Here is a 3,197-nt window from a genome sequence, read left to right as displayed (position 1 = left end):
TACTAAGCTCAATCGGCTACGTGCCACCAGCAGAAGCGGAGACAGCTTATTACCGACAGCTAAACGAGCAGGCACAGTTCGCCTGTCTCTAACAACTGAGCCTCCACGAAAACCGGGGGGATTCAGTGCCCGATGCCAGCCTACCGTCAAAAGCCGACCCTGCGAGTCGGCGGCAGCCATAAAGGAATTGAACAATTCAGGAATTAAAAGCTGTCGAAACACAGCGCATCAGTGGCGGTCAGCTGAATTACAGTGAAACCTGTGAGATCATGACGTGCGGATTACTCAAACTCACCAGAGAGCCTGGTTAACAGTAACAGCCAGTTTCAGCAAGCAAGTCGAAGAAAATTTCATACTGCACTAAACAGATTCGGCGGCCACTTGGATACATCGATTTAGTGCCTGTATGCCGCCACTTTGAAGCTAGCGTTTCTTAAGCTCGACCAGCATCCTAAGAACCTGTCTAAAGTCTTTTGAGCAGTATCGAGAGAAAAGCCAAATGGAGGAACTGTAAGCTCGTGTTGAGTGCACGTTCGCAGTTCTTCTACAATCGCCGGCACTTCTCCAACCACGCAAAGCTACGCTCTACCACCCAGCGTTGCGGCATCACCGCGAACGTGTGCAACTCGCTACGCTTGGCAATCTGTACCGTCGCACCCATCAATTCATTGACCGCCTTCGCAAATGGCTTCCCTGCATAGCCACCATCCGCCAAGAGGCTGCGCACCTGCTTCAGATTGCCATGCCATTGCGTCATCGCCTGCAGTATCCCCTTACGGTCCGTTACTTCAGCCGTGGTCACCGCTATGGCATGGGGTAGACCCTCGGTATCTACCGCAATGTGACGCTTGATACCCGACACCTTCTTGCCCGCGTCGTAACCCTTGTGACCCGCGCTATCAGCGTTCTTCACGCTCTGCGCGTCCACGATCAAGAATGTCGTACTGGCGCTCCGCCCCAGTTTGATACGGGCCGCGCCAACCTGATTTTTTCAGTGCCTGCTGTAGCAGGCTGGCCCCACCTTCTTGTTGTTTACGCCAGATGGAGAAGTAGGCATACACAGTACGCCATTTGGGGAACTCGGCAGGCAACATGCGCCACTGGCAGCCACTCTTGAGTAGGTAGAGGACGGCGCAAAACACCTCGTATAGGTCGATTCGGCGAGGGCTGGTCTTTTTCCGGGCGTTTTCTAACAATGGGCGGATGTGTTCGAACTGTTCGCGACTGATATCGCTGGGGTAAGGGGTTCTCATCCGGCAAGGATCAAGCATCTTGTTGAATTTGGAAAGACTTTAGACAGGTTCTAAGTTACTCGACCCGGTTAAGGAGTATGAAAGCACGGTTGCCATGACCTGTGGGTTTTTATGGTTACCCATGTGAAACGTCAACAGACTCAAGGTCATTGGTCCAGGGATGGCAGAGTTTAGTCAACCGGTGCTCAAGGGGGGTGGACTTGGTAGAGGCGATCCAACGGGATTGGCCCGTAGGCTTCGGTGACATACAGGTGCGTAGTGTTCGTTATTCCACCGCATTGTCGGTACGTGTACGGCAAGATCGAAACAAGTTGAAGAAAACGATAAAAATTGAAAATTTATGCAAGAACTGTTTATCAATGCGAGGTATAAATAATCTATTTTGTTACGTCAATTATCAAGGTCAATAAGAGATAATTAAAGGGGGCAAGCTAAGAGTAAATTCTAAAGTAACATTTGTCTGAAATGGTAGATATTTGATAAGCAGATGTAATGTGCTTTCAAACTCTTTTAAAGCTGGTAACCGGGAAAACATCTATGTTAATAACAACATTCTCTTCTAAGCCCTCTCAAACATTCGACTGTAAAAGTAGTGAAGCGGGCCATCAACAAACAAAAACAGAACTCTATGATGAGTTACTGGGAAAATATGATGTAAAAATATGCACAACAGAAAACTCTGACAAGAAATCACTCGATTATTTTAATTCCAAGAAGCATGAAATAACCTATTTTGACAAGAAGTATGGTGATATAAAGTTAATTGTGTCAGGAAACGGTAGATGTGAGGAAATAAAATTATTTAAATCAGGGCATGAGATAGATGCCCATGAGTACGTTAAAAAACACATACTATCCATGAATGGAACATTTTCTCATGATGAGATGCACATATTGGAAGGAATGATTTCTGAAAATAATTGTAATAAAAAGGAGGTACTACCTTATGTGGAGTTGAATGAAAATGAAAAGAAAAATGGAGCATCGACTTCTAGTAAAGAACTCAAGGAGCTAATTGATTTTAGATTAAAAAGAAATCCAACAGCAAAGGAAATAATAATCCCAGTTCTGGCTAACAAAGATCATTGGTATGCAGTACATCTAGAAATAGATAAGGATGGAAATAAAGTAAAGCCAACAATAATAAATACAACAAATGAAGCAAAAATTAAAAAAAGCCAAGATGAAATACTGGATGGCTACCGTCAGGTTCAGTTGTTACTGCGGGAAGTATTGAATACTAGCAAATCCTTTTCCGTCATCAGTGTAGATGGCTTCAGATTTTGTCAATCATTGCAATATGGAAACATGGGCTGTGGGATTACAACAAGTTTAAATGCACAAGCTCTTTTAACAGGGGAAATGAAGGTAGATAAATTAACATTCACGAAAGACTCATTTAGAACTGAAGAGCAAGTATTGGAAAGTACAAATGTTGATATTTTTCATGAAGGGAAAAAATATAATTTTATTGGGGAAAAGGCCAAGCTGGTAAAATTATTTACGGAATTTTCTGGAACTGATTCAATTCCTGCGCGAATGTTAACTCAAGAGCATTATTGTGAAGAAGATTTTAGGAATGACGTAGATGACTTCTTTGCTGCTAGCTTAGATACAAAAAAAGTTGAATTAAATATCAATACCCAGCCATATTTAATAAAAGATAACTCTCAAAGAAGCAATGTGATCCTTGAATCAATAAGAAGAGCGGACCTTGCCTTAAATTATACAGATAGGATGGAGAGAAAAAACGCTGTGCTTATGGAAATGATGCAATCTGAAGGCTTTGCTCGGCTGAGGATATCGACCACTTAAGGTGTAGAAGTTCAGACTTGATCTAATGGAATGGACGCCCCCGCCAACGGCATTACGTCGAAGTGGTTGTGTCAAACAGACCACTCACAAAAGGGGCCTCCACCATGAAGATCACGACTATCGGCATTG

At 43.6% G+C, this 3,197-nt stretch carries 1 protein-coding gene and 1 pseudogene; one reads left to right on the top strand and one right to left on the bottom strand.

Features of this window, described 5'->3' with window-relative positions; genetic code table 11:
• Positions 1–463: 463 nt before the first annotated feature.
• A pseudogene (locus tag ACUHMQ_RS20395) lies at positions 464–1,253 on the bottom strand (IS5 family transposase).
• Between the two features lie 537 nt (positions 1,254–1,790).
• Here ACUHMQ_RS20395 and ACUHMQ_RS20390 point away from each other — a divergent pair.
• On the top strand, positions 1,791–3,068 hold the full coding sequence (locus ACUHMQ_RS20390) for a hypothetical protein (RefSeq protein ID WP_445297283.1): 1,278 nt from the start codon (positions 1,791–1,793) through the stop codon (positions 3,066–3,068).
• The last annotated feature ends 129 nt before the right edge of the window (positions 3,069–3,197 follow it).

It is taken from the genome of Chitinimonas violaceus (genome assembly GCF_052601015.1).
Note: the sequence above shows the minus strand (reverse complement) of the source record. Positions and strands in the feature narration are given on the sequence as shown.